Source organism: Streptomyces sp. NPDC051207, from assembly GCF_040682395.1.
Classification (GTDB): domain Bacteria; phylum Actinomycetota; class Actinomycetes; order Streptomycetales; family Streptomycetaceae; genus Streptomyces.
Genome location: NZ_JBFBAX010000011.1, coordinates 178,573 through 203,220 on the forward strand (window position 1 = coordinate 178,573; position 24,648 = coordinate 203,220).

Annotated in this window: 12 protein-coding genes; 2 read left to right on the forward strand and 10 right to left on the reverse strand. The window is 74.1% G+C overall.

The genetic code is table 11. The features are described 5' to 3' along the window. The 9 genes from AB0M97_RS14220 to AB0M97_RS14260 all read right to left on the reverse strand — a co-directional run bounded on the left by AB0M97_RS14220 (position 1) and on the right by AB0M97_RS14260 (position 23,195). Positions 1 to 12,735, reverse strand: coding sequence for an SDR family NAD(P)-dependent oxidoreductase (locus AB0M97_RS14220; RefSeq protein WP_365961113.1), 12,735 nt, complete (start codon positions 12,733 to 12,735; stop codon positions 1 to 3). 303 nt (positions 12,736 to 13,038) lie between these two features. Further along, on the reverse strand, positions 13,039 to 13,905 hold the full coding sequence (fabD, locus tag AB0M97_RS14225) for an ACP S-malonyltransferase (protein WP_365961114.1): 867 nt from the start codon (positions 13,903 to 13,905) through the stop codon (positions 13,039 to 13,041). Beyond that, entirely contained in the window at positions 13,902 to 15,323 is a 1,422-nt protein-coding gene (locus AB0M97_RS14230; protein ID WP_365961115.1) for a PfaD family polyunsaturated fatty acid/polyketide biosynthesis protein, read from the reverse strand. Before AB0M97_RS14230 ends, fabD begins: the two co-directional genes overlap by 4 nt. Positions 15,324 to 15,435: 112 nt before the next feature. After that, positions 15,436 to 15,948, reverse strand: a complete 513-nt coding sequence (locus AB0M97_RS14235) for a hypothetical protein (protein ID WP_365961116.1) — start codon at positions 15,946 to 15,948, stop codon at positions 15,436 to 15,438. A gap of 36 nt (positions 15,949 to 15,984) precedes the next feature. Then, positions 15,985 to 16,485, reverse strand: a complete 501-nt coding sequence (locus AB0M97_RS14240) for a hypothetical protein (protein ID WP_365961117.1) — start codon at positions 16,483 to 16,485, stop codon at positions 15,985 to 15,987. 478 nt (positions 16,486 to 16,963) lie between these two features. Next, positions 16,964 to 19,810, reverse strand: a complete 2,847-nt coding sequence (locus AB0M97_RS14245) for an AAA family ATPase (RefSeq protein ID WP_365961118.1) — start codon at positions 19,808 to 19,810, stop codon at positions 16,964 to 16,966. Between the two features lie 318 nt (positions 19,811 to 20,128). Then, the gene (locus AB0M97_RS14250) at positions 20,129 to 21,319 is read right to left on the reverse strand and encodes a cytochrome P450 (RefSeq protein WP_365961119.1); all 1,191 of its coding nucleotides are present in this window, start codon (positions 21,317 to 21,319) and stop codon (positions 20,129 to 20,131) included. Between the two features lie 124 nt (positions 21,320 to 21,443). Further along, entirely contained in the window at positions 21,444 to 22,214 is a 771-nt protein-coding gene (locus tag AB0M97_RS14255; protein WP_365961120.1) for an ABC transporter permease subunit, read from the reverse strand. 51 nt (positions 22,215 to 22,265) lie between these two features. After that, the gene (locus AB0M97_RS14260) at positions 22,266 to 23,195 is read right to left on the reverse strand and encodes an ABC transporter ATP-binding protein (protein WP_365961121.1); all 930 of its coding nucleotides are present in this window, start codon (positions 23,193 to 23,195) and stop codon (positions 22,266 to 22,268) included. A 94-nt stretch (positions 23,196 to 23,289) separates the two neighbouring features. Here AB0M97_RS14260 and AB0M97_RS14265 point away from each other — a divergent pair, with 94 nt between their 5' ends. After that, positions 23,290 to 23,763, forward strand: coding sequence for a helix-turn-helix domain-containing protein (locus AB0M97_RS14265; protein WP_365961122.1), 474 nt, complete (start codon positions 23,290 to 23,292; stop codon positions 23,761 to 23,763). 103 nt (positions 23,764 to 23,866) lie between these two features. On the opposite strand, the gene AB0M97_RS14270 is transcribed toward AB0M97_RS14265, so the two are convergent. Continuing rightward, positions 23,867 to 24,064, reverse strand: a complete 198-nt coding sequence (locus AB0M97_RS14270) for a hypothetical protein (RefSeq protein ID WP_365961123.1) — start codon at positions 24,062 to 24,064, stop codon at positions 23,867 to 23,869. 230 nt (positions 24,065 to 24,294) lie between these two features. Here AB0M97_RS14270 and AB0M97_RS14275 point away from each other — a divergent pair, with 230 nt between their 5' ends. Continuing rightward, positions 24,295 to 24,534, forward strand: a complete 240-nt coding sequence (locus tag AB0M97_RS14275; protein ID WP_365961124.1) for a hypothetical protein — start codon at positions 24,295 to 24,297, stop codon at positions 24,532 to 24,534. Positions 24,535 to 24,648: the final 114 nt, after the last annotated feature.

A 24,648-nucleotide genomic window follows, 5' to 3' on the forward strand; every position in this document is an offset into this window, starting at 1 on the left:
CTAGATCAATTCCTCCAGCTCGAGCAGGGGACGGGGCGTGATGCGCAGGGGATCGTCCTGGCCGGTGCGCTCGACCCAGTGCCGGCGCCGCTGGAACACGGGCGGCGGCAGGGGCGTCCGTACGGTCTTCCGGCCGGTCTCCTCGGGGCCCACGGGCTCGCGGAGGACGACGTGGCAGTTGGTCCCGCCGAAGCCGAAGGCGCTGAGGCCGGCCCGGCGTACCCCGTGCCGGGGCTGCCAGGGCTCCAGCCGGTCCTGGATGCGGAACGGTGACGTCTCGAAGGCGAAGCGCGGGTTGGGGCGGTCGCAGTGCAGGGTGGGCGGCAGCTGCCGGTGCTGGAGGGACAGCACGATCTTCTGGAGACCGGCCATGCCCGCCGCCATCAGCAGGTGGCCCACGTTCGACTTGACGCTGCCGACGCCGCAGAACTGGCGCTCGTCGGTGGACTGTGCGAACACGCCGGTCAGCGCCCGCAGTTCCATCGGGTCGCCGATCATGGTGCCGGTGCCGTGCGCCTCGACGTACGACACGCTCGCGGGGTCGGCGCCGGCCCGGCGCAGCGCCTCGCGGACGACCGCCTGCTGCGCGTCGGGGTTGGGGGTGGTCAGGCCCATGGTGCGGCCGTCGTTGTTCATGGCCGTCGACTCGATCACCGCGAGGACCCGGTCCCCGTCGGCCAGGGCATCGGCCAGCGGCTTCACCAGGATCGCGCCGACGCCCTCACCGGGCACGAAGCCGTTGGCGGACGCGTCGAACACGTGGCACGTGCCGTCGGGCGACAGGGCGCGGGCGGCGCTGAGGGAGAGGTACGGCGTCTCGTCCAGCAGCAGGTCGGCGCCGCCCACGACGGCCATCTCGCACTCGCCGAGCAGCAACGCCTGCCGGGCGAGGTGAAGGCTGGACAGCGACGACGAACAGGCCGTGTCCACGACGAGGTTGGGGCCGCGCAGGTCGTGCAGGTGGGCGAGGTGGGCACCGATGAAGTTCTGGTTGAGGCCGGTCGCGGTGGCCCGGCCCGGGACGGTGATGCGGGACCCGTACGTACTGGTGCCCGAGCCGACGAAGACGCCGACGGCCCGGCCGCTCAGCTCCTCGCCCCGGTATCCGGCGTCCGCGATGGCCGTCTCGGCCGTCTCCAGGAAGAGCCGGGTCAGCGGGTCGACGTGCGCCGCGTCCGCCTCGGGGATGCCGAAGTACGCGGGGTCGAAGTCCTCGATGCCGTCGAGGTAGCCGCCCCACTTGCTGATGCTCATGCCGGGCGCGTACTCGGGCGAGTAGCGGGAGGCCACGTCCCACCGGCTGCGCGGGACCTCGCGGATGCCGGACCGGCCGTCGCGCAGCAGGTCCCAGAAGGCCGCGGTGTCGGGGGCGCCGGGGAACCGGCCGGCCATGCCGATGACGGCGAGGGGCATGCCGGGGGCGGTGCGAGGGCCGTTGACGGGGGCCGGTCCGGTGGTCGGTGCGGGCAGGGGCGCTGCGGGCGGGGCGTCGGTCGCCGGTCGTCCGGCGGGTCCGGCCGGTCCGGCGGCCCAGCGGGTGAGGCCTTCGCGGTGGGCGTGGACCAGGTGGCGGGCCAGCCGTTCCACCGTGGGGTGCTCCAGGACCACGGACGGGTCGAGGGGTGCCGCGGTGGCGGCCTCCAGCCGGACGACGATGCTCGCGATGAGGATCGAGTCGACGCCGAGGTCGGCGAACGGCCGGTCGTGCGCGATGCGGTCGCGCGGCGTGCCGAGCACCTCGGCGAGGACGTCCGCGATGTGGTCGGCGCAGGCGTGCAGGAGGCGGGTGTCGTCCGACGGGGACGGCGCAGCGGTCCGGCCCGCCGCCGGACCCGCGACCAGTCCCGTCCCCGGTCCCGGCGTCGGTCCCGCCGCAATCCCCGTCTCCAGTCCGGGTCCGGAGATCCGCTCAGGGGCCGCGTCGGCCGGGGCGGTGGCGGGCCGGGCGGCGACGGCCGCGAGCGCGGCGTGCCGCTCCGTCGCCAGCGCCGCGTCGAGCAGGGTGAGTCCGTCCTCGGGGCGCATGGGTACCATGCCCACCTCTCCGTAGCGGGGCGTGGTGACCTCGCCCATGCCGATGCCGGACCAGCTGCCCCAGGCGAGGGACAGCCAGCGGGTTGCGCTGCCGCGAGCGCGGGCGCGGGCCCGGGCGAACTCGGCGTAGTCGTCCAGGGCCGCGTTGGCGGCGGCGTAGTCGCTGAGGCCGACGGCGAGCCGTGGCAAGCGGGCCGAGACGGAGGAGTAGAGGACGACGAAATCCGGCTCGTCGTCGCCGAGCGCCCGGTCGAGCGCGGCCAGCGCCGGTCCCTTCGGCTCCCACGTCATGTCGAACTCGTGCGGGGGCTTGTGCACGAACGCGGGGGTGGGCGAGACGGCACCCGCGCAGTGCAGGACGCCCGCCGGCGGCCCGAAGCGGGTGCGCACCTCGTCGAGGAACCCGTCCAGCCGGCCGGGGGAACCGTGGTGCAGGAGCACCTGGGCCCCGGTCGCCTCCATGCGGGTGATCGCGGCCGTGCGGGCGGCCCACCAGTCGTCCGCCGTCGCGTGTGCCCAGCGCTCCCTCGGAGGCAGGGCGCGGCGGCCGGTGAGGGCGAGCCGCCGGGCGCCGCGCGCGACGAGCAGTTCGGCCGCGGCGAGCCCGAGACCGCCCGTTCCTCCGGTGATCACGTACGGACGGTCGGCGGTCACGGCGACGGACCCGAGGTGACCGCCCTGTCCCGCGGCCGGTACCGGGACCGGCTCCAGACTCCCCACGTGGCGTGCGCCGCGGACGTAGCGGACCTCGGCGCCCTCGGCCGGTGTCCCCGCGGCGAGTTCGGCGGCGGCCAGCGCGACCGGGCCGGGCAGCCCGTCGGGTACGGCGTCGTACTCGACGGTGACGGAGGTGACGGCGGCGTACTCCGCGCCGACGGCCCGTACGCAGCCGGCCATGCGGGCCGCGGTCAGCACCGCGTCCCCGTGTCCGGCCCCGGCGGGCCGGGTCGCGGCCGTCGGGCGGACGTGGACCACGGTGACCGCGTGCTCCCGGGCCCGGGAGGCCAGCTCCTGGAGCAGGGCGATGCGGCCCGCGTGCCGGGACGGCCGTCCCGGGGCGGCGAGGGCGTCGACCGCGTCGATGACGACGTCGAACGGCCCGTGCGCGGCCAGTTCCCCGGTCAGGACCTCGCGGGTGCGCTCCCGGTCGCCGAGGTCGGCCTCCACGGTGCGGGCGCACGGGAGCGGCAGCGGTGAGGGTTCGCGCAGCACCACTACGTCGTGCCCGTCGAGCCCGGCCAGTTCCTCGGCCAGTGCGGCGCCGGCCTCCGCGCCGACGAGCACCAGGGTGGTGAGCCGCCCGGGGGACGGCGGCCCGCTGGGGGCGGGTGCCGGCGTCCAGGTGCGGGCGAGCAGCCGCAGGGAGTGCGTACCGGCGTCGTCGTGGGTGGAGGCCTGCTCGGTGACCGGGGCGGCGGGGCCGGCCGGGACGGTCGGAGCCACAGGGGCCGTCCGGGCCGCCGGAGCCGTCCCGGCCACGGAGGTCGCCGCAGCCGTCGGGGCCCGGGGCCCGTACCGCTGGGAGTGGTCGAACGGGCGCGCCGGGAACGGCACCCGGCGCCGGCCGGGTTCGAGCGGCCAGGAGACGTCCTCCCCGGCGACCCACCGACGGGCCGCCTCGTGCGCACCGGAGCCCGTGGAACCCGTGGAGCCCGAAACCGGGCCCGTGCTGTCGGAGCCGTCGCGGGTGTGCAGCCCCGGGGCCGTACGGCCGTCGAGGAAGGCGTCGAGCGCGGCCACGGCCTGCGCGGGGCCGGGGACGACCAGCGCCAGCCGGGCGCGCATCGGGTCGCGTGCGACGCGCGAGGTGTGGGCGAGGTCCGCGAAGTCCTGATCGCTGCCCCGCAGTGCGTCGCGCACCACCCGGGCGTGGGCACGCAGCCGGTCGTCGTCGGGGGCGGACAGGACGAGAACCTGATCCCCCGCCGGCCCCGGGCGCGACGCGGCGCGGGTGGGCGGTTCCTCCACGACGAGGTGGGCGTTGGCCCCGCCGAAGCCGAAGGCGCTGATCCCGGCGCGCAGCGGCAGGGGCGCCCCGGACTCGTCGGCGGGTTGCCACCGCCGCGCTTCGCGCAGTACGCGGAACGGGGTGCCGTCGAGCCGCAGATGGGGGTTGGCGCGCTCCCCCACGGCGTTCGGCGGCAGGGTGCGGTGGCGCAGGGCGAGCAGCACCTTGAGCAGCCCGGCGACACCGGCGGCGGACTCCAGGTGCCCGATGTTCGCCTTCACGGCGCCCAGATGGCACCAGGGACCCGCGGCGCGGGTGCCCGGCCGGTCGAAGGCCGCGGTCAGGCCCGCGATCTCGATGGGGTCGCCGAGCCGGGTGCCGGTGCCGTGCGTCTCGACGTACGTGACGGTCCGCGGGTCGACGCCGGCCCGGTCCAGCGCGGCGGTGACGACCTCGGCCTGGGCCTCCGGGCGGGGCGCGGTCAGGGAGTGGGCCCGGCCGCCGTGATTCACCGCGCTGCCCCGGACGACCGCGCGGATCGGGTCGCCGTCGGCCAGGGCCCGGTCCAGCGGCTTGAGGACGACGACGCCGACGCCCTCGCCCCGTACGAACCCGTCGGCCCGCTCGTCGAAGGTCCAGCAGCGGCCCGTCGCCGAGAGCATCCCGGCCTGGCCGAGCGAGTCGAACCACGCCGGGGAGAACAGCGCGTTCACGCCACCGGCCACGGCGAGTTCGCACTCCCCCGCCTCCAGGGCGCCCAGCGCCCGGTGCAGTGCCGTGAGCGAGCTGGAACAGGCGGTGTCGATCACTTCGCTCGGCCCGCGCAGGTCCAGCAGGTACGACAGGCGGTTGGCGATGACGCTCTGGACGTGCCCGGTGATGCTGTGGGCGGCGACCTCCTCGCCCGCCCGGCCGAGCAGATCGGCGTAGTCGGACAGGGTGGCTCCGACGAAGACGCCGGTACGGCTCCCGGCGAGGGATGTCGGGCGGATCGCGGCGTCCTCCACCGCGTGCCACGCGGCTTCCAGGAACAGCCGCTGCTGGGGGTCCATCAGGCGCGCCTCGCGGGGGGAGACGGCGAAGAACTCGGCGTCGAAGGCGAGGATGTCGTCCAGGAACCCGCCGGCCGGAACGGAGTCGCCGAAGCGGTCCCCGGGCGCGGGCACGACGAGATCGTGGCCCGCGATCAGATGTGCCCAGTAGGCGTCCAGGTCCGGCGATCCGGGCAGCCTGCCCGCCATGCCGATGACGGCGACCGGGGGCATGGTGCCGGGCCGCGCGGGCCCCGGGGCGACGGGCCGGGGTTCGGTGACCGACGCGGCGGGCGGCTGCGGCTCGGCGCGGGACTCGGAGACCGCCACGGCCGTGGGCGCGGGCGGGGCTGCGGCCGCCACCGGTACCGCCAGGGCGGGCGCCGCGCTCTCCAGCAGCGCCGACGTCAGCGCCTCGATCGTGGAGTGCTGGTAGAAGACCACCGGGGTGAGGGCCAGCCCCAGGCGGTCGTTGAGGCGGTTGGCGAAGTCGGTGAACAGCAGGGAGTTGAAGCCGTAGTCGCCGAACTCGGCCGTGTCGCGGACCTGTGCGGCCGGGATCTTGACCAGACCGGCCGCCTCGTCGCGCAGCAGGTCACGCAGCCGCTCCCGGTCGGCGACCGGGGCCACCGCAGCCTGCCCCCCGCCGCCGGTCGGCGGCGTCCGTTCGGGGACGACGGGTGCCGCAGCACCGGAGGACGGGCCCTGCCCGGCGACCGTCCCGTGCCGCCCGGCGAGCGCCGCGCCGATCCGTTCCTGGTCTCCGAAGCCGACCAGGACGCGGCAGCGGCCGAGGCGGAGGGCGTCCTCCAGGGCGGCCAGTGCGGACGCCGTGTCGATCGCGGTGAGCCCGAGCGTGGTCTCGGTCAGGCGCCGGACGGCGGACGGCATCTCCATCCCGCCGTCCCGCCACAGCGGCCAGGCGACGGACACCGGCCGGCCGGACCGCTCGCCCCGCGCCACCAGGGACGCCCGGTACTCCGCGAACGCGTCGAGGAAGCGGTTGGCGGCGCAGTACGACGTCTGCCCGGCGTTGCCCAGGGTGCCGACGAACGACGACATGAGCAGGAAGAAGTCCAGCGGGTCCCCGGCGGTGGCCGCGTCCAGGGCCAGGGTGCCCCAGGTCTTGGGTGCCAGCACGGCGCGCATCTCGTCGGCCGTACGGTCGCGGGCGGCACCGTCGTCGAGCACTCCCGCCGCGTGGATCACGCCGTGGAGGGGCCCGAAGGCCGCTCGCGCGTCGGCGAGCGCGGTGGCGAGGGCGTCCGGGTCCGTCACGTCCGCCCGCACCTGCCGCACCGCACCGCCGCTCCCGGCCGCGGACCCCGCCAGGGCCCCGCCCGGCCCGGTGGCCGCGCCGGAACGGCTCACCCAGGTCACGCGTGCCGCCCACTGCTCAACGAGGTACGCGGTCAGCAGGCGTCCTACGCCTCCCGCGCCGCCGGTGACGACGTAGTGCCCCCCGTGCCGCAGGGGCGGTGCCTGCTCGGCGGACACGGTGGCCCGGCTCCAGGTGCGGACGAGCTGGTCGGTGCCGTCCACGAGCAGTTCCGGCGCGCCCGTGCCGAGCAGGGACAGCACCCGCGCCAGGCCGGGTTCGCCGGCGCCGGTCTCGCACCGCACCGCGCGGAACCCGGGGATCTCGCGCTCCAGGGCGCGTCCGAAGCCGACGGCCAGGGCGGCGGCGGGGTCCGCCCACTCGGGCGGGGTGAGGGTGACGTAGGTGAGGGTCCGGTCGTCGCCGGCGAGGCGGGCCAGTGTGCCTAGGGTGCCGGTCGCCTCGGTCAGCGACTGCGCGAGCGGCTCGGCGGCGCGGTCGAGGGGGCGGCGGTCGACCACGACGGCGTGCCGCGGGGCGCGCACCAGGCCGGAGACCTCCTCAAGGTGCGTGACATGGTGGTCGGCGTCCCGCGCCCAGCCCGGCGTGCCGCCGACGACGATCACCGTGGCGTCCGGCGCGCGTGCCGCCGACGGGTCCGGGACGGGTGTCCAGTCGGGGACGTGGAGTTCGGCGCGCCGCTGCGGGGTGACCGGTGCGACCGTCCCGGAGTCCGGCCGCTGCGGGGCGACCGGCGCGTCGGGCCCGGAGCCGGGCAGCCAGTGCCGTGCGCGGGCGAACGGGTAGCCCGGCAGGGACACCCGGCGCCCTCCGGAGGACGGCAGGATGCTCCGCCAGTCCAGCCGGGCACCCTGGCACCAGAGCCGGGCGAGCTTGGCGAGTTCACCGCGCTCGGCGAGGGCGCGCAGGACCTCGGTGGTGCCCGGCGTTCCGTCGAAGACGTCGCCGAGGCGGCCTCCGTCGTCCAGCCGGCCGAGTGTCGTACCGGTGGTGTCCCGCACCGCTTCGTGCAGTTCCCGTCCGGGTGCGCCGAGTTGTTCCAGGCGGTCCGCGAGTTCGCCCGTGCCGGTGACGACGAGCGCCAGGCGGGTGTCGAAGTGCTCCCGGCCCTCCCGCAGGGTGAACGCGACGTCCGTCAGGCGCAGTTCGGGTCCCGCCGCGCGCAGCCGGGCGGCGAGCCGCGCGCAGGCCCGGCGCAGTTCCTCCTCGTCCCGCGCGGACAGCACGACGAGTTCCGGCCCGGCCGGTGCCGCACCGGCCACCCGGGTGGGCGGCGCCTCCTCCACGACGAGGTGCACGTTGACCCCGCCCGCGCCGAAGGAGCTGAGTGCGGCGATCCGCGGGGCGCCGCCGGCCGCGGCGGGCCAGGGGGCCGTGGACTGCTGGACGCGGAACGGCGTGGCCGCGAAGTCGATGTCGGGGTTGAGCCGTTGGGAGTGCAGGGACGGCACGAGCGTGCGGTGCCGCAGTTGCAGGAGCACCTTGGTCAGCCCGGCCAGGGCGGCGGCGGCCTCGGTGTGCCCGATGTTGCCCTTGACGCTGCCGACGGGGATCGAGGCCGGGGTGCGCACGGAGGCGTAGGCCTTGCTCAGGCCGCGGATCTCGATGGGGTCGCCCAGCGGGGTGCCGGTGCCGTGGGCCTCGACGTATCCGACGGCGGACGGATCGGTGCCGGCCCGCTGGAGGGTGCGGGTGATGAGGTCGGCCTGCGCCTGCGGGCTGGGCACGGTGAAGCCGTTGGTGCGTCCGTCGCTGTTGGCGCCGACGGCCCGGATCACGCCGTAGACGTGGTCGCCGTCGGCGAGTGCGTCGCGCAGCGGGCGCAGCAGTACGGCGCCGACGGCCTCGCTGGTGACCATGCCGTCCGCGTCGGCGCCGAAGGGCATGCACCGGCCGGTCCGCGAAACCATGCCGAGCTGGGCGTACTGGATGCGGCGGGCCGGGTGCAGGATCAGGTTGACCCCGCCCGCGAGCGCGGCGGAGACGGTCCCGGCGCGGATCGCGTCGCAGGCGAGTTGCAGGGCGACGCCCGATCCGGAGCAGGCCGTGTCGACGGCGATGCTCGGCCCGGTGAAGTCCATGAAGTACGAGACCCGGTTGGCGATCTGGTAGAGGTCGCTGTTCGGGTACCGGCTGTGGCCGTCCAGGGCGGCGTTGGCGCTCAGCACGGCGTAGTCCGGGCCCATGGAGGCCACGTAGACACCGACGTCCCGGCCGAGACTGGCGGGGGTGTGCCCGGCGTCCTCGACCGCGTGGTAGGCCGTCTGGAGGAAGAGGCGCTGCTGCGGGTCCATGGTCTCCGCCTCGCTGGGCGCGAGCTGGAAGAACAGCGCGTCGAACTCGTCCACGCCGTCGAGGAGTCCCCCGGCCGAGCTGTACGTGCGGTCCGGGCCGCCGTCCGGGTCGACCACGTCCGGCTGTTCCCAGCGCACGGCGACGTCGCCCAGCGACTCGACGCCCGCCTTGAGGTTCTCCCACAGCCGGGCGATGTCGCCCGCGCCCGGGTAGCGGCCGGCGATGCCCACCACAGCGATGCGGTCGTCGGGCGTGGCGGCGGCGTCGGCCGTCGGCCGGGACGCGGTATCGGCCTTCCCTGCGACCGGGGCGGGCCGCTGTGGCACGGGTTCCGGCCGGGCGGCGGCGGGCTGCTGTGGCACGGGTTCCGGCCGGGCGGCGGCAGGCGCGGACGGCCCCAGGGCCCGGGCGACGGAACCGAGGGTGCGGTGTTCGAAGAACAGGGTCTTCGGCAGCCGCCCGAAGTCCTTCTCCAGGGCGACGGTCGCGTCGACGATCTCCAGCGACTCCAGCCGCAGCGACTCCAGTGTGGTGTTCGGCGCGAGGTCGGCCACGGGAATCCGCTTGAGCCGACTCACCACGGCCCGTACGGCGTCGAACGGATCGCTCCCGGCGTGCGCGGGCTCGGGCGCACCGGGGGCCGGCGGCGCGGGAGCGGGCTCGTGCTCCCCGGTGACCGCGCGGTGCAGTGCGGTCATGTCGGTCAGCTCGGCCGCCAGGTGCGCCAGCGCGGCGCGCCGGGTGGTGTCCGCGGCCGTACCGGCCCCGGCCGGTGCCGGACGGCGCTCCGCCGTGGTGTCGTCCGGCACCGGTCCGTCGTCGGGCCGGAACTCCAGCGCGGCGAGACGGTCGAGCGGCGCGCTGTGCAGCCGCGTCCCGTCCCCGGCGTGCGCGGACTCGCCCGTCCCGGCCCCACCCGTCACGGGCTCGCCCGTCGCGGCCTCGAAGAAGGTGCGCGCGGGCGTGTTCCGGTCGGTGGGCCGGTGCTCGGCGGTGAGGACGGCGGGGCCGCCCTCGGTCATGACGGCGCGGGCCACCGCGGCCAGGAAGGCATGCTCCACGCCTCTCCCGAGGACCCGGCAGCTCAGCAGGAACGTGTCGAGCAGGACGCGGTCGCCGCTGTCGCGGGTCACGGCGGCGCCCACCAGGCCGTAGTCGCCGAACCGGTCGCCGACCTCGGCCACCCAGCACCGGGCGCCGCCGGCGAGCACGCCGCGCAGTTCCGCCTCGGTCCTGCGCAGCGGCGCCAGATTGAACTGGTTGGTGCGCTGCGTGAGCTGTGCGACACGGGCCAGCTGGTCGTCGCGGGCCTCGTGCACGTCGACGCGGAGGCCGAGCCCGGCGATGAAGCCCGCCAGGGACGGCGCCGCGTCACGGGCCTCCTCCCGGCGGCGGGCCGCACGGTACATCTCGGTGCGTCTGCGGTCCTCCTCGGTGACCTGCGTGCGGTCGAAGGCCCAGAGCCGGGCCAGGAAGCCGGCCCAGTCCGCCTCGTCGGCGGGCAGCTGGAGCGCGAGCACCTGCGGCTGCGCCGCGCGTACGGCCGCGATCTCGACCGGGTTGTCGTCGAGGAACACGAACGAGTCGAGTCCTACGCCGAGTTCGCGGGCCAGCGCCCCGATGTTGCCGGCCTTGGCGTTCCAGTCGACGCGGCGGGCGGCGACGTGCTCGGGGCGCAGCGGCATGTCCGGGCGCAGCCGGAACACCGCGTCCACGTCCTCGGCGGAGTTCTTGCTGGCCAGGCAGACGAGGACACCCTCGTCGTGCCGTCGTACCGCCCACTGCTGGAGGTGGCGGTGGGCCTCTCCCAACTCCACCCCGCGGGGGCCGTCCTCGCCGCAGACGCCGCGCCACAGGGTGTTGTCGCAGTCGAGGACGAGCACCTTGTACGGGCGGCCGAGCAGGGCGTGGACGGTGCGGGCGACGGCGGTGCCCAGTGCCGTGCAGGCCTCGGGCGTGTAGGGGATGTGCGCGTGTTCCTCACGTGCCGCGTCGTGGTGGTCGGTCACCCAGTGGCCGTCGCCCCGGTCGTCCAGCCGGGTCAGGTGCAGCCCGCGGGTCCCGTCGAGGGCCCGCCACAGGCGGTCCTCGACGGCTTCGAGGGCGTCCGCGCGGCGGGCGAGCGCGGGCGGCGACGCCGGGCAGAGCGCGACGAGCAGCGGCACCGAGAGGCGTGCCGCCGCCGTGCGGGCCGCGGCGGCGAACTCGTCGGCCGTGCGCTCGCCCTCGGGCCCCTCCGGCCAGTCCTCCACGCGCACGAGCACCGCGTTGCAGCCGCGCCGGTTCGCGGCGAACGCGCCGGACGGGTCCAGGAGTTCCTGGAACACCTGCCCGTACGCCGCCGGCCGCACGGCCAGATCGAGCCCGAGCCGCTCGCACCAGTGGGCCAGGACGGGATGCAGCGGGTCGGTGGTGAAGGTGGCCGCCAGGGCGAGGGTGCCGCTGGGGTCGTGAACAGGGGCGGGGGCCACGTCGGTGGCGGGGGCCGGCCCGGACGCGGGGGCGCAGGCGTCCTCGGCCACGGGGGCAGGGGCAGGGGCGGCCTCTGCCACGGGGGTGGCAGTCGGCGACGGTTCGGGCGGCTCGAAGTCGGCCAGCACCGCCGTCGTACCCGCCGTCACGCCGTCGGCGACCCGCCGTACCACGGCGGCGGCGACGGGCTCGACGTCCAGGGCGCTGTCGTCGGCCACGCTGTCGGCGAAGGTGGTGGCCAGGCGCGGCGGGCGGACGATCAGCGCCGCCAGCTCGGGGTTGTCGACGACCACGGCCTCCGCGAGCCCTTCCAGCGCCCGCTTGGCGGCGGTGTAGTGGGCCAGCCCGCGGTGCGGTGCCTGCGCGTACGCCGAGGACACGGCGACCACGAGACCGCCGCTCGCCATGTGCCCGGCGAACGCGGCGAGCGGCGCCTGGGCCAGCCGCAGCGCCGCCGTCACGTGGTCACCGGCCCGCGCGGCCGTGTCCGGGTGGACGTCCATCGGCCGGGCCGGCGGGCCGGCGTTGAGGATCAGCAGGTCGGCGGCTGCGTCCCGCTCGTGCACGGCCCGCCGGAGTTCGGCGCACCAGGCGGTGTCCGCGACGTCTCCCCGGTGCAGGTGCACGCGGGTGCCGTCGGGGCCGAGCGCGGCGACGAGGGCCTCGGCCTCGGCGGTGCTGTCCCGGTAGGCCAGGTGGACGGTGGCGCCGGCCAGGGCGAGCGCCTGGACGAGGGCCGCGCCGAGCCCGCGGCTGCCGCCGCACACGACGGCGGTCCTGCCGCGCAGGGCCCCGTGCGGGGGTACGAGGGCACGCAGCCGTTCCGCGTCCGGTGCGCTGGACTCGCGTCGGGCGAAGACGCGGACCTCCACGCGTGCCGTGGTGTGCCCGCCGGTCACGTCGCCGGTGAGCCGCACGGAGCGGTAGCGCGGGTCCACGTCGGCGAGGACCGCGCGCGCGGCGAAGCCCCGCCGTGCGGCGAGGGGTTCGAAGTCGGCGTCGATGCCGCTGACGAGGGCGGCGCGGCCGGGTGTTTCCATGCCGGCGAGCTGGCTCGCCCAGGCCAGCACGGCCGCGTGGTCCACGCCCACTCCCCGGTCCTGGAGCCCTTCCGCCTCCACGAGACGGAGCAGTGCCTGCCAGTCGGGACGGTAGCGGGTGCCGAGCTGTGTGCCGGGGGCGAGTTCCGTCACCGGGGCGCGGGCCGCCTCGGCGGCGAACCGGGGCCGCGCGGGCCTGGCGGGCGGCGCGTGGACGGTGCCTTCGGCGTAGCGGGCCTCGATCTCGGCCAGGGTGCGCCGGCCGTCGAGGACGCGTACGCGGGCCGAGCCGTCGGGGGCGTGTTCCGCCTCCCACCGGTAGAGCTGGCCGGGGTAGACCGGGCCGGGAAAGCGGGCCCGCAGCGAGGCGAGGCGCCGGCCGGTGCCCGGCGCGGGCGCCAGGGCCAGCGCCCGGAGCACGCACAGCGCGCCGTGCGCCACCGGCTGCCCGAAGGGCGTGCGGCGGGCGTAGGTCTCGTCGACGTGCAGCGGGCTGTGGTCCCCGCCCGCCTCCGCGAAGGCCAGGACATCTGCTCGCGTGACACGGAAGTCACCCGTGACGACGTTCGGCTTCATGCGCCGTTGTTCCTCCAGTCCGGTCTTCTCGTCCGGTCTTCTCTTCTCGTCCGGTCTTCCCGGCAGTCCTGGGTCCCGGTCGCCGACCGGTGCCGTCCTTCGGTGGTCCCCACGCCCCGGTGACCTTCCGGCGCGACCCTTCGGCGGTCCCCGCGCCCCGGTCACCGACCGGCGCGATCCTTCGAGCCCTCGCGCCGCGGTCACCGGCCGGCGCGATCGTTCGGCGGTCCCCGCGCTCCGGTCACCGGCCGGTACGGCCCTTCACCGATCCAGGCGTCCCGGTCCCCGGCCGAGGCGGTGCCGTCAGCTGCTCGCCGGGGCCGCCTCGCGTGCCGCGCGGATGCGCCGGGTCAGGCCGGTGAGCACGTTGCCGGGGCCGATCTCCCGCAGGTCGGGGTCGGGCAGCGTGAGCAGGTGGTGCACGGTGTCGCTCCACCTGACGGGGGACCACAGCTGACGGCAGAGCAGGTCGCGTATCTCGTGGTCGGCGTACGGCTGTGCGGTCGCGTTGGCGATGACGGGGATCTTGAGGCGGCCGAACACGTAGCCGGACAGGAAGTGGCCGAGGCGTTCGGCGGCCGGCCGCATGCCCCGCGAGTGGAAGGCGCCGCTGACCGGGAGCGCGACGACCGTGCCCGACCGCGCCGCCAGCGCCTTGGAGACCCTGCGCACGTCCTCGGCGCCGCCCGAGACGACGATCTGGTCGGGCGCGTTGAGGTTGGCGAGGTCGACGTCGCCGCCCTCGGCCGCGAGCACGTCCCGCACGGTGGACTCGTCCAGCCCGATGACCGCGGCCATGGCGCCCGGCCCGGCGTCGGCCATCAGCGCGGCGCGCCGGGCGACGATCTCCAGCCCGGTACGGAAGTCGAAGGCGCCGGCGGCGAACAGCGCGGCGTACTCCCCCAGGCTGTGACCGGCCACCACGTCGGGTATGACGCCGGTCCTGCGCACCGCGTCCAGATAGGCGAGGGCGTCCACGACGTAGATGGCGGGCTGGGTGAACCGGGTGTCCGCCAGGCGCTCCGCCGGTCCGTTCAGGCACAGGTCGGCGACCGAGTAGCCGAGGGCGTCGTCGGCCTGGCGCACCAGGTTGGGGTACGTCGCGAGCAGCTCGGCCCCCATGCCGACGCGTTGCGAACCCTGTCCGGCGAAGAGGTGGGCGACGGTCACGTTCGGCTCCCGTGGGGTGTGGCGGTGGTCAGGCCGGCCGTCCTCGCCGTCAGGACGTCCGCCGCTCCGCGCATCAGCAGGTCGGCCAGCTCGTCCACGTGGCGGTTGCGCCAGTGCTCCAGCTCGGTGCCGCGCAGGCGGGCGTTGAGCGCGCCGAGCGCGGGCCCGCAGTTGATCTGGTAGTCGACCTGGTGTTCCTCGGAGCCGCTCATGGCGAGGCGGATCGACTGCACGAAGTAGGCCTTGAAGACGAGCAGCATCTTGTGCTTCGGGTCCCGTTCGGCGCGGGCCAGGGACTCGGGGTTGGCCTGGGCGTAGTAGGCGCGGGTCTCCTCCCACACCTGGTCGAACGTCCGCCGGAAGTAGCGCCGCTGAAGCTGGTCGGCGGTGCGTTCGTCGAGGTCGTCCAGCGAGTCGTGGCGGCGGTAGAGCTCGTAGAGCCGGTTGGCGCGGGCCGGGTAGAACAGGCCGCGGCGCAGTACCTGTGCGCGGGCGCCGGTCTCCAGCATGTCGCCGGCCGGGACGACGGTCATGTCCTGGACCTCGGCCTGCTGGAGCATGTCCTTCACGCGGTCGCTGGTGCCGCACTCGGCCGTGCACTGGTTGATGCTGCCGGTGAGGACGAAGTCCGCGCCGAGGACGAACGCGGCGGCCACCGCCTCCGGCACGCCCAGCCCGCCCGCCGCGCCGACCCGCACCTGCCCGGCGGCGGGGAACCGGGCGGCGGCCCGGTCGCGTTGGTGGACCGTGTCGGGCAGCAGCACGACGAGTTGCCGCTGGTCGGTGTGGCCGCCCGAGTCGGCCTCGGCGCACAGGTCGTCGGCGAGGGTGACGCGCTCCGCGAGGGCCGCCTCCTCGGCGGTGACGGCACCGTCGGCCAGGAGTTCCTCCACGAGGTGCCGTGGCGGCGGTTCGAGGAAGTACTGCGCGACCTCGGGTCTGGACACCTTGGCCATGACCCGGTGCGGCACGTGCACCGTGCCGTCGGGTGCCGTGCGCAGGCCGCTGATCCGGTACTGGACCAGCGGCCGGGTCGGCACGATGAACGAGGCCGCCTCGACCCGCCGGACCCCCAGCTCGAGGAACAGCCGTACCTGTTCCTGTTCCCTGGCCGGGTTCTCGTGCGAGGCGAGGAGGTTGACCCCCCACGGGCCGTCGCCGATCTCCCGCTGGAAGCGCCGTACGGCGGCGACGACCCGGTCGGCGCGCAGACCGCCCGTGCCGAAGTAGGAGAGCAGGCCCGCTCTGCCCATCCGTACGACGAGTTCCTCGGAGGCCACCGCCTTGTACATCGAGCCTGCCGCGTAGGCGTAGCGGACGCCGTGGTCGGCGCGGAAGGCGGCGCTGCCCAGCGCCTGCGCGCCGATGCGGCCGCTGTCCTCGGCCGCCCGGCCGGCCCGCACGAGCGATGTGGTCATCTGAGCCCCGTCCTCTCTGTGCCGCGTCCGGACGTCGTCGGCGTGCGGCCCCGGGGGTTTCCGGGGCCCTGGCCTGGTCGGGCACCCGCCGGTCCGGGCGGGTGCGCCGCGGTCAGGAGCCGGCGCCCGCCCTGCTCTGCTCGTAGCGCTTGAGGATGGCGGGCATCTCGGCGCTGACGAAGCCCAGGAAGCGCTCCATGTTGGCCAGCCGCAGCAGGCGTTCCTCGGAGGCGTTCTCGGCGCGCAGCGCGGTCAGCCCGGTGGCGGCGACGCGGTGGAAGTCGGGGAACTCCGAGAAGATGCCCCGGACCTTGGGGCCCCAGCTGTTCTCGCGCAGCCGGATGGTGTAGTTCTCCTGGAGCGATCCGGTGCGCTCGAAGACGCTGACGGGGTCGTTCTCCGGGGTCAGCTGGTCCACGATGCGGTCGATCGCGGCGCGCGGCACACCGAGGGCCTTCTCGATGTCGGCGGCGGTCTGCTCCGGCGGGTCGCAGATCATCATCCAGCCGACGACACGGCCGCGGTCGTGCGGCATGCCGTCGTTCTCGAAGTAGTACTGCGCGACCTTCTCCACGAAGGCCTGCTCGCCCTCGGTGAGGGTGGTGGGGGCGGTCTGCTCGGTCATGGTGAGCTTCTCCTCGCGGTGCGTCCGGGCGGTCGGTCAGGCGGCAGCGGTGCGGCGGTGCTCTTCCCAGCGCTTGGACATGTCGGCGAGGTCGCCGACGATGTGGCCGAACAGTTCCTCGATCTCGGCGATGCGCCTGCGGCGGGCCTCGTCGGCGTCGGCGAGGACGTCGAGTCCGAAGCGGAAGATCTGGTGGTACTCGGGCCAGCTCGCGAAGGTGTCGGCGACGGCCTTGGGGTAGCCGTCGTCGACGAGCCGGTAGCGGGTCTCCTCGCCGGGCGTCTCGATGCGCCGGTACAGGCCGGCCAGCGTCAGCTGCTCGATGAGCTGCTCGATACTGTCCGGGTCGGCGTCGACCGCGGCGCAGATCTGGCCGAGCGTCTGCTCGATCGGGTCGCTGATGATCATCCACGCCATGACCCGGCCCTTCTCCCAGGTCACGCCGTGCGCCTCGTGGTAGTGCCGCGCCACCTCGTCCACGAACGACCGCTCGGCCTCGGTCAGGGTGGCGTAGGTCTTCTCCGTCGTGCTGGTCACGTGTCCCGCCCTTCGGTTAGGCATGTGGCCGGTCCCGGCGTCGGGTCGGGAGCTGTCGCGCCCGGCGGGACCGGCAGCCAAGCCTGCTCGACCGGCCCCCCGGCCCGCCCCCGGAACTCCCCCAGCAGCGACCCCAGTACGGGTGGCGCACCGCCCCGGGCCGCGGGTACGCCGACGACGTCACGGACGCCCGCACCGGGGCACACGGATGACGCGGCGGGCCCCCACCGGCCACGCCAACGGCTCGACGCACACCCACCGGCCACACCGACGGCTCGATGAACGCCACCGGCCACACTGACGGCTCGACGAACACCCACGAGGTACGCCGACGACGCGCCCCACACCCACCAGGTACGCCCACGACACGGCGGGCGCCCATCAGGCAGGCCCGCGACGCCGAAGGTGACGCAGACGACGGCGCGGCGGGCGCCCGCCCGGGCGCCCGCCGCGTCACACCGTGCCGCCCGCCGGGGACCTACGCCGACCGCGGCACGGTCTCGCCGTGCGGCGCCGGCCCGGTGGCCAGCGCCTGGGACAACTCGGCCCGCTTGGCGATGCCGAGCTTGGCGTAGGCCTGGCTGAGGTGCCATTCCACCGTCTTGACGGTGACGAACAGCGCCTGCGAGATCTCCCGGTTGCTGAGCCCGGCCGCGGCCTTGTGCGCGACCCTCTCCTCGGCGGGGGTCAGCGGAGCCCGCTGCTGCAGACCGCCTCTGACCTGGCGGACCCCGGCCAGGCGCAGCTCGGCCCGGGCCGTGGCCTCCAGGACGGAGGCGCCGATGCCCTGGGCCATGTCCAGTCCGGCCGTCAGGCGGCCGCGGGCGGCGCCGCGCCGGCCCTGGCGCCGCAGGGCCGCGCCGAGCGCGACCAGGACGCGTGCCCGTTCCAGCAGGTAGGGCGTGGGGGCGAGGAGCCGGTCGGCGTTCTCCAGCATCTCCAGCCCTTCGTCTCCCCCGACGATCTCGCCGTGCGTGCGCAGCGCGGCGGCCAGCGGGCGGACCGCGCCGAAGGCCCGTGCGCGTTCGGTGACGTCGGCGGCGAGTTTGCGGGCCGCCCGCGGTCCGGTCGTGATGGCGAGGGCCCGTGCCGCGTCCGACAGGTACTCCGAAGACGCGGACGGGTACAGCCAGCCCTCCTGTCCCGCCTGGTCGCGGCACTCGGTGAGCTCGCGCAGCCCGTCCTCGAAGCGGCCTCGGCGGATGCTCAGCCGTACGCGCGCGATCCGCAGCGGGACGGACAGGGCCGACTGCGGCAGGTGTCCGGTCAGCCCGGTGCGGCGCAGGGTGTCCTCGGCCTCCTGGAGCTGGTCCGTCTCGATGAGGCAGTGCGTGAGTACGGCGGCGGCCAGTGGCACGCAGGCGAGCGTCAGCGAGCAGCACTCCTGCTGTTGCAGCAGGCGCCGTGCGCCCGCTTCGGCCTCGGCGAGCCGGCCGGTGTCGAGGAGGACGCCGCCGAGCAGGCTCGTGGCGGTGGCCGCGGCGAGCATCTGCCCCGCGTCGGACGCCTTGCGCGCGGTCTCGCGCAGCACCCTTTCCGCCTGCTCCGGCTCGTCGCACTGGGCGAGGGTCCAGGCGGCGACCGCGGCGTCGGTCAGCTCGGTGTCCTCGCCGTACGGTGCCGCGGTGCCGGCAACCGCGGCGGCGGCCAGCCGGGCCACCCGGTGGGCCGGGCGCCCCCGGGACAGCGCCTCGACGGCCGCGTGCGAGCGCGGCGCGGCGCCGGCCGGCGGGCGGGGCGGGGCCGACGCGCGGCGGCCGGGAGCGATGCGGGCCACCACGGCGGCCGTCGTGCGCACCGCCTGCTCGGCGGGCTCGGTGCCGCCCGGACGCGTGGCGCCCGGCTCCGCCAGCAGGGCAAGTGCCTCGTCGTAGCGGCCCGACGCGGTCAGTGCCAGGCCCAGTTCGAGGCGGAGCTGGCTGCGGAAGGCCGGTTCGTGGGTGCGGCGCAGGGCCTCACGGAGGTGCTCGATCGCCGACGACTGCCGGGCGCGCAGCTCGGCCGACCCCAACTGGCCCAGGATCCACGGGTCGTGCTCGGCGCTGGAGTCGGCGAGGGCCCGGCGCAGATAGCGGGTGGCGTCCACCGGCGACGCCCGGCGCATGGCCTCGACGGCGGCGGCGCGCAGGGTCCTGACGGTCCAGGCGTCGCAGCCGGGTTCGGTGCGGCACAGGTGTTCGGCCACCGTGGCCAGGTCGACTCCGGCGGTGTGCAGCGAGTGGGCGGATCGCCGGTGGGCGCGGCTGCGCGCGTCCGGCGACATCTGCGCGTACACGACCTGCCGTACGACGGGGCGCCGGAAGGTGTAGGGCACGCCGGGGTTGAGCAGGTCGGCCTCGCGCAGGGTGTTCGCGGCGTCGAGGGCGGCGCCGTTGTCCAGTGCCGCTGCCGCCGCCGAGTGGCGGGGGTCCGCGTCGTCTCCGAGGACGGCCACCGCTTCGGCGAGGCCGCGGGCGGGCGGCGGCAGTTGCTGGAGGCGGCTGGCGACCTCCTTGGCGATGCGGGCGGGTGCGAGGCTGAGGATCTCCTCGGCGGCCTGCTGCTCGGGGGTGATGCCGCAGCGGCGCATCTCGTCGAGCAGTTCCGTCAGGTGGGACGGGTTGCCCTGGCTGGCGACGAGGCAGGCCTCGGTCACGTCGTCGTGCGGAGCGTCTGTGAACCGTACGGTGAGCGCTTCGCGTACCGCGTCCCGGCCGAGGGGTTCGAGCGCTGCGTGACCGGCGAGCGGGGAGCGGCTGGCGGACAGCAGCAGTTCCTCGGCTTCGCCGGGTACGTCGGGGGCGCTGGTGAGCACGAGCAGGACGCCGCTGCCCTCCAGGCGGTTGACGAGGTAGTTGACGAAGCGCAGTGAGGCGGTGTCGGAGTGGTGGGCGTCGTCGACGAGCAGCATCAGCGGAGCCGATGCGGAAAGGTTCTTGCAGAGCCAGTACAGACCGTGCAGGACCCGGTAGAGCCCTCCGTCCTCCTGGGGCGGTGTGCTGATGCCCTCGGGGTCGGCGTAGTCGAAGATGCTGCCGGCGAGTGCCGCGGGGCCGGCGAGCAGGTCGCCCTGGTCCGTGCCGTCCGCCGCGCTGAGGCAGTGTTCGAACAGCTGGCGGACGACGACCCAGGCGAATCCCCGCTCCAGCGCGCCCGCCCGGGCGTGGAGCACCTGTAAGCCTTCTTTCTCCGCCTCCCGGCGCGCCGCCGCGAGCAATCGCGTCTTGCCCGTTCCGGGGGCTCCCTCGAAGACGACGAACGCGCCGTCACCGCCGCGCGCCCGCCGCACTCCCGCCCGTATGAGGTCCATTTCGCGCTCACGTTCCAGAAGCAGGAATTCCTGCATTGCCACACCCCTTGGTGGAAAGTCGAAGAGACCGGGAAGACTCCAGAAAAGGGAAAGCGCGCAGAAAGTCATGCGCCTTTTTGGTGTGTGGCTTTTCTATTGTGGTCTTGGCGGTCGTGACACATTCCCCCGTCCTCATGACGTCGCGCCGATCAGGACTGAATCACAAGTTAACACATGACACCACCGTGCGCGCTGTACGAAGCGGCGTTAAGGAAGCGTCAAGACTCACGTTGCGAATATGGCCAAGGAGGCCGGAAAGTGGCATTGCCACCCCTTGTTGGCCGACAAGGGGTGGCGCGATCCTCACTGATCGGATCAGGCGGGACGCAAAGAGACCGGAAGCTTGTCGAAGCCCACCATTTGCGGCGGGATCGCCCAGGCGAGGTCACCGTCCCGGTCGACGGAGATCTCCTTGAACCGGTCGAACAGGACGTTCAGGACGAGCCTGGTCTCCAGCCGGCCGAGGGCGTTTCCGATGCAGTGGTGGGTGCCGAAGCCGAAGCCGAAGTGCCGGCCCTCGCTGCGCCGGTGGATGTCGAAGGCCTCGGGGTCGGGGAACTGCCGTTCGTCGCGGTTGGCCGAGCAGAAGCTGGCCGCCACGTGCTGGTTCTCCGGGATGACGACCCCGGCCAGCTCCACCTCGCGGGTGGAGGCCCGCAGGCCCGTGGTGATCGGGGGCCGGTGCCGCAGTACTTCCTCGACCGCCTGCGGAATCAGGTCGCGGTTTTCCCGCAGTTCGGCCTGGGCGGCGGGATTCAGATCGAGCAGATCGATCGAGTTGGCAATGGTCATGGTGGTGCTGATATGACCGCCGGCGAACATCACATTGGCGAAGTTGACCGTCTCGTCCTCGGTCAGCCGGTCGCCGTCGAGTTCCGCGTTGGCGAGCCGGGTGAGCATGTCGTCGGTGTTCTTGTTCTTCCGTTCACGCACCCGTTCCCTGAGGTACGAAATGGCTTCCTGCTGGAGTTCGCCGAGCGCCTCCAGATATCCTTCCTGCGCCATTTCCTCCGGGGTCACGTTCATGACCTTGCGGGCCCAGTCGTAGAAGAGGACACGGTCTTCGGCCGGAAGGCCGAGAATCTCCAGGATGACGGCGATGGGTACCGTATAGGCGAGATCCGCCACCAGGTCCACCTGGCCGCGGTCGGCGATCTCGTCCACGATCTCGTGGGTCAGCCGTACGATCGCCGGCTCGTAGGCGGCGATGGACGCGGGAGTGAACGCGGTGCTGAGGATCTGGCGCACGCGGGTGTGGCGCGGCGGGTCCATCTGCGGCAGGCTTTCCAGGCCGGACTCGGGGAAGCCCATGCGGTGCATTTCGGACGAGTAGATCCCCGGGTTCGTCAGGACGTGCCGGGCGTCGGCGTACCGGTACACCACCCACCAGCCGGTGGCGGGGTCACGGTGCACGGGATGCTCGTCGCGCATCATGCGGTACCAGTCGTAGATCGCCGGATCGTTCACGTTCGGCTGCGGCGGGATCTCGATGTCTGTCGTGGGCATCCCATCACCTTTTCCCTGGCGGGCGGGTCGGTCGATGCAGCCTGGCGACCGGGCCCCGGGACGCACACTGGGGTATCCCCCAGCACCCACCCCAGAGCCTTCGGCCGACCTCGCCCACCGGGCGTCAGCTGTTGATGTCCCGCTGGTTGAAACGCCGCACACCGAGACCGAACAGCAGCCCCGAGGCCACCAGGAGCACCAGCACGTCCGCCCACTGGAAGCCGTGCCGCAGCGGTTCACCGCCGATGTAGTAGTGGAACGGCGACAGGTACGCGAGCCAGTCGGCGCCGAGTTGCCCCGCGAAGGTGTGCAGGGTGTAGGACACCACGCCGATGACGGCACTGGTGACCAGCACGACCGCCTTGCGGCCGACGGCCGCGCCCAGGCCGATGGCCAGCGCGCCGAACAGGATCGCCAGCAGGGCCAGGTGGAAGCACTGGGCGAGGAACTCCAGCGGGGTGATGCTCGTCAGCTCGGAGCCGTTGCGGATGGCCAGCAGGCCGAGCCACACCAGCGCCGCGATGCCGAGCGCGCCGGCGATCAGCGCGGCGAAGCGCTGGACCGTGAGCTGTGTGCGCGTGATGGGGTGGGCGAGGAGCAGGTCGAGCTGGCCGGACTCCTCCTCGGTGGCCACGGCACGGGTGCCCGCGGTCACGCCGTAGATCATGGCGAGCAGCGGGAGGATGACGCCGAACACGCTGGCGTGCAGGTAGCCCGCGGCGGTCTGGTCGATGTTCAGGCCCTCGCGCAGGGCCTCGGGCAGGTTCGCCGTGTTCTCGCGCTGCGACGGGTACGTGCTGGCGTACACCATGCCGACCACCGCCGTCCCGACCGCCCAGCCGGTCAGGCTCCGTCGGCTGTCGGAGAGGTACTTGGTGAGGATAGCGGCGCTCATCGGAAGTCTTTGTCCTTTCGGTACGGTTCTCGAGCGGCGACGGCGACGCCGTCAGGCGGCCGGTGCCGTCTCGGTGCGGGGCGCGTCCTGGGCGCCCGCGTAGTAGCTGTGGAACAGTTCCTCGAGGGCCGGTTCGGTGGCGCGCAGACTCGTGACGGTGTGCTGGGCGAGCACCTTGATCAGGGCGTCCGGGCTGCCGGAGATCTGGCCGGTCAGCGTGGTCCCGGCCGCGTCGAGGCTGAGCCGGTCCGCCCCGGGCAGGTTCGCGAACGCCTCCGACGGCACCGGCGCTTCGAAGGTGACCTCGATGTCGCGGACGGCCCCGGTGCGCAGGTTGGCCACGGTGTCGAGGGCGGCGAGACGGCCGTCGCGGATGATGCCGACGCGGTCGGCGACCGCCTCGACCTCGCTCATGATGTGGCTGGACATGAACACGGTCTGACCGGCGGCCCGGGCCTCGGCCACCATGTCGAGGAACGTCTGCTGCACCAGCGGGTCGAGTCCGGAGCTGGGCTCGTCGAGCACGAGCAGCTCCGGCTGGTGCATGAACGCCTGGACGAGGCCGACCTTCTGCCGGTTGCCCTTGGAGAGCTTCTTGATCCTGGTGGTCTGGTCGAGGCCGAGCCGCTCGGCCAGCTCGTCGATGCGCGCCCCGGGCACGCCACCGCGCAGGGCGGCCAGGAAGCGCAGATAGCTGCGGACGTTCTGGCGGCCGTCGCACACGAAGTCACCGGCCAGGTAGCCGACCCGGCGGCGCAGTTCCACGCCGTCCTCCAGCGGGCGCAGCCCGAGCACCGTCGCCCGGCCCGACGTGGGCCGGATGAGGTCGAGCAGCAGCCGGATGGTGGTGGACTTGCCGGCCCCGTTCGGGCCGAGGTAGCCGAACACTTCGCCCTGCCGCACGTCGAGGGTGAGGTCGACCAGGCCGCGGCGCGTGCCATAGGTCTTGGTGAGCTCCCTGAGCTCGATCACGTTCTCCATAGTCTGCAACGTAGCGAACGTTCAGAGATCTGTAAACGCTTTGAGTTCTCGAGGTGCTCGGTATGATAAGAACTCGTCAAGATGGAGGGCGTTGATGGACGAGAGGGACACCCAGCTGCGTGAGTGCGCGGAACGGCTCGCGCTGACACTCGCCCAGAGCGGCATGCAGCGGACCACTGCCCGGGTGATGACCGCGCTGCTGTTCACCCAGCAGGAGACGATGACCGCCGCCGACCTCTGTGAGGAACTGAAGATCAGCAGCGGCGCGGTCTCCGGCGCCGTGAACCAGCTCATCCCGACCGGCATGATCGAGCGCGTCCCGGCACCCGGCAGCCGCCGCGACCACTACCGCTTCCGCGAACACGCGTGGGCCACCCTGATGGGCAACCAGAACGCCCTGCTCGACAGCATGTGGAACGCCGCGGCCGAGGGCATCAAGGCCGCGGGCCACGACAGCGTCGCCGGCCGCAGGCTCGACGAGATGCAGGACTTCTACGGCTTCATGCAGCGCGAGATGGCGGCCCTGATCGACAAGTGGCGCCAGCGGTACGACGCCGGCGACCGCTGACCGGAACGGCCGCCACGAGCACCGGTGGCCCGGGCTGCCGCACATCCACGCGCGCACGGGCCCGGCGGTCCGCCCTCAGGGCCGCCGGAATCGGCCGGGCACGTCAGTTCACGGTCGTGGTGGTCATGAGCTTCGCGAAGGACGCCATGCAGTCCGGGCAGTGACCCGCACGCTGCGCCTTGGGCGCTTCGACCCGGTGCGCGAGCTTCTGCCCGCACAGGGTGGTGGTCGCCGGTTTCGCCATGACATGCCATACCAGTGCTTCACCCGGCTTCTCGGAGCCGGCGCACATCTCGTACATGATCGGCCTCCCCTCATGGACGCCTGTCCCAGCCCTCATCACACCCCGGACGGACGATCCCACGAAGCCGGGGCGGGCCAATCGGGTGACACGCGGGCACGGCCGGGGGCGGGTCCAGGCCGCTGGGACCACCACACGAAGGGCCCCGTGACCGTCAGCTCCCGGCGATCCTTCGGTCTGGCCCCGCCGCCCGACCTGCGGACGGCGGGGCCAGACCGCACGCTGGTGGCATGGCAAGTGCACGACCGATCGTGATCTACCCGCCCGCCGAGGACGACGGGCGGCGCGTCCGTGTGGACGGCCACTTCGTCGGGATGGCGTACGGCCTGCTGGACGTCGTGGAGTTCCTGCGTCTGGCCGGTCTGGAGCACGTGGACGAGGACTGGGTGCGGCAGTCGGCCCTGATCGAGTGGCGCGGGCCGGGAGCCGGGGAGTGGGGCGCCGGCCGGAACGCCGGCACCCGGAAATGATCAGCCCGGCCCGCCCCGGTGGGACGCTGTTGGTTAATCCGGGCCGTGATGCTTCGCCCCGTCGAGTTGCTCGGCGGGGCGAAGCCTTGCGAAGTGGCTGGTGCGGGTGCGGGC